At 73.6% G+C, this 2891-nt stretch carries 4 protein-coding genes; 1 reads left to right on the forward strand and 3 read right to left on the reverse strand.

Annotated features, from left to right (window positions below; genetic code table 11):
- The coding region (locus ACTIDRAF_RS34005) for an NAD(P)-binding protein (RefSeq protein WP_039788510.1) at positions 1-300 on the reverse strand (300 nt) is incomplete at its 3' end.
- Complete coding sequence (locus ACTIDRAF_RS0220775; RefSeq protein WP_016700648.1) at positions 297-860, reverse strand: TetR/AcrR family transcriptional regulator; 564 nt, start codon at positions 858-860, stop codon at positions 297-299. The genes ACTIDRAF_RS34005 and ACTIDRAF_RS0220775, both read right to left, overlap by 4 nt.
- Before the next feature lie 307 nt (positions 861-1167).
- Here ACTIDRAF_RS0220775 and ACTIDRAF_RS30180 point away from each other — a divergent pair, with 307 nt between their 5' ends.
- The gene (locus ACTIDRAF_RS30180) at positions 1168-2448 is read left to right on the forward strand and encodes a cytochrome P450 family protein (RefSeq protein WP_016700649.1); all 1281 of its coding nucleotides are present in this window, start codon (positions 1168-1170) and stop codon (positions 2446-2448) included.
- A gap of 31 nt (positions 2449-2479) precedes the next feature.
- Here the strand turns inward: ACTIDRAF_RS30180 and ACTIDRAF_RS30185 are convergent.
- Positions 2480-2891: SbtR family transcriptional regulator (locus ACTIDRAF_RS30185; protein ID WP_016700650.1), on the reverse strand; the 412-nt coding region annotated here is incomplete at its 5' end.

Consider the following 2891-nt stretch of genomic DNA (forward strand, 5'->3'; position numbering starts at 1 on the left):
CCGGGGGTGGGAGAGCTCCTCCTCGACGACGAGGAGTTCGGTGAGCCGCTCGGTGAGGAAACCGAACTCCCCGCCGGGTGCGGCCAGGTCGAGGAAGGCCCGCCACAGCCGGTCCGGGAGGCAGGCGCGGAGGGATCTCGCTCCGGCCGGGTCGATGTGGATGCGGTACCCCTCCCACCGGCCGGCGGGGTGGGTGTCGCGTTCGTGGACGGTGACCGGGACGCCGGCCGCGCGGAGTCCCTGCGCCAGGCAGAGGCCGCCGATTCCACCGCCGATCACCAGGACGTGGGGCGGACTCATGACCTGTTTCCTCCTTCGGGCGCGGGTGCGGTGAGCAACGTGGCCAGGGGGTCGAGGACGGCGGGGGCGAGCTCGGGGGTGAGCCGGACCCCCTTCACCGCCGCGATCACCCACTCGACGGCGTCCTCCACGGGAAGACCGGCGCGGGGCAGGTCGGCGAGGAGGGCGGACAGGGCCTGTCGCCACCCGGCCTCGTGCCGGTCCACTTCGCGCCGCACCTTCGGGTCGCGGCGGCCCCGGAGGTCGAGTTCGGCGCTGACCGTGAGCAGTTCCGGTTCCGAGCGCATCAGCGTCCGGAGTGCGTCGAGGTGCGCGGCGAGCGCGGCGGGGGGTTCGAGGTCCCACGGTGGGGCGGTGGCGGCCAGCCGGCTGGTCGTGTACTCGGCGACGGCTTCGATGAGCGCGTCCTTGGTGGCGAAGTAGTGGTGGAGGGTCGACTGGTCGAGGCCGACGTCGGCGGCGACGCGGCGCATCCGGAGTCCCTCGAAGCCGACGTCGGCGACCACGCGGAACGCGGCCTGGACGACCTCGGCCGCCCTCCCACTGTGTCCATCAATCACTTGATGGACAGTACTGCACTCGTTCGGGGTCCCTTGATCGGGCGTCGCGGAGACCGGTCGGGGCGTCCCGCGCGGGCGACTCGCGGGCCTGAGCGGGGCGGCCAGGTTGACGCCGAGGCGCTGCTACCGGCGGAGACCACCCCCTGGATGCGCCGACCGAGTCGGCAGGACGGGTCGACCTGGCCACCGGCCAACCAACACTCCGACAGAGCCTTCACAAGGCGTTCCCGAACCATCACACTCGGTGTCACCTGTCTGGCTGGTGTACGTCGGGTAGGTCATCCCCCGCGAGCCCACTGGAGACCACATGGGTCAGCACCTCGACGCGGTCACGCTCGATCCGACCGGGCGGGACGTGTACGGAGAGATCGAGAAGCTGCGCGGCCGGGGCCCGGCCGTCCCGGTCGTCCTGCCTGGTGGGGTGCGAGCCTGGTCGGTGACCAGCCACCGGCTCGTGCGCGCCCTGCTGGCCGACCCGCGCGTCTCCAAGGACCCGCACCAGCACTGGCGGGACTGGCGGGAGGGCCGCGTCCCCCAGGACTGGCCACTGGCCAACTTCGTCACGCTGCGGAACATGTTCACCGCCTACGGACCCGAGCACGGGAGGCTGCGACGGATCGTCAGTGCCGCCTTCCTGCCGCGTCGGGTCCAGGCGTTGCGTCCTCGGGTGGAACAGGCCACCGCGGACCTGATCGTGCGGCTGGCCGCCAGGCCGGCCTCCGAGATCGTCGACCTGCGCGCGGAACTCGCGAGCCCGCTGCCGATCTCCGTGATAGCCCAGCTCTTCGGCCTGCGCCGCGCGGCGTGGACCACGTTGCGGGAGTGCGTGGACAACCTCTTCCGCACCACCGTGACACCGGAGCACGCCGCGCGGGACCGCGCCCGACTCGACGTGCTGCTACGGGAGTTGGTCGAGGAGAAGCGCCAGGAACCCGCGGACGACCTCACCAGCACCCTGCTGCACGGTGAGCCCCCCGAGGGAGACGAGCCCCTGAGCGACGGGGAGCTGCACGACACCCTGCTGCTGATGCTCGGCGCGGGGTTCGAGACGACGGTGAACCTGGTGCACAACCTGGTGCTGGCGCTGCTGACCCACCCCGAGCAGCGGGAATTGGTGCGGGTGGGCGTCGCGTCGTGGTCGGATGCGGTGGAGGAGGCGCTGCGCTGGGCGCCACCGGTGCCGCACGTGCTGTTGCGGTACGCGGTGACCGACCTGGACGTGGGGGGCACCGTCATTCCGGAGGGGGACGCGATCATGGTGTCCTACGGCGGTGCGGGCCGTGACCCCGACCAGCACGGGGAGCGTCCCGAGGTGTTCGACGTGCTCCGGCCGACCCGGCGAGGGCACCTGTCGTTCGGGCACGGCGCGCACTTCTGCGTGGGTGCTCCCCTGGCGCGGATGGAGGCGGAGCTGGCGGTGTCGGCGTTGTTCGACAGGTTCCCCGGCATCGCGCTGGCCCGGCCGGTGTCGACGCTCCCCCCGCTCGGGACGTTCCGCGTGAGCGGACACGCGGTGCTGCCGGTGTCCCTGCACCCGGCGGGCGGTTTCGGCCGTCCGCTCGCGCCACTCGGAACCGTGCGCCCGTGAGCCCTGATGGGCGGGCACGTCCCGGGGGCGGTCACGGGCGGCGCGCCGGGCCGGCGTTGCCCGCTGCCAGCTGAGCGGCGCGCCCACCGACCAGCCGGTCGGCGGTGGTTCCGGTGCGGCCGCGGGCGGGGGGTACCTCCACGGCCGTGGGCAGCGGTGCGCCTCCGGGGCGGAGGCCGTCGAGGAGCAGGGCGAGGGAGCGGCCACCGTCCACTCCGGCCCGGGCCCCGGCGTGGACGGTGGCCAAGGCCATCAGCAGGATCGCCGCGAGGTCGCGGGGGACCGCGTCCGGGCGCACCGCCCCGGTGCGCTGCGCCGCCGCCAGGACCGCGCCCAGCTCACCCAGCTGGTCCTCGACCAGGTCGAGGTCGAGGGCACCTCGGTCGAAGGCCGCGTGGACGAGCGCGGGGCGGGCGACGAGCCGTTCGACCGCCCCGGTGATC

The sequence above is a fragment of the Actinoalloteichus spitiensis RMV-1378 genome (assembly GCF_000239155.1).
Taxonomy (GTDB): Bacteria; Actinomycetota; Actinomycetes; order Mycobacteriales; family Pseudonocardiaceae; genus Actinoalloteichus_B; species Actinoalloteichus_B spitiensis.

Coding starts and splice junctions, on each gene's coding strand:
- ACTIDRAF_RS30180 (WP_016700649.1), top strand. CDS start 1,168: ATGGGTCAGCACCTCGACGCGGTCACGCTCGATCCGACCGGGCGGGAC.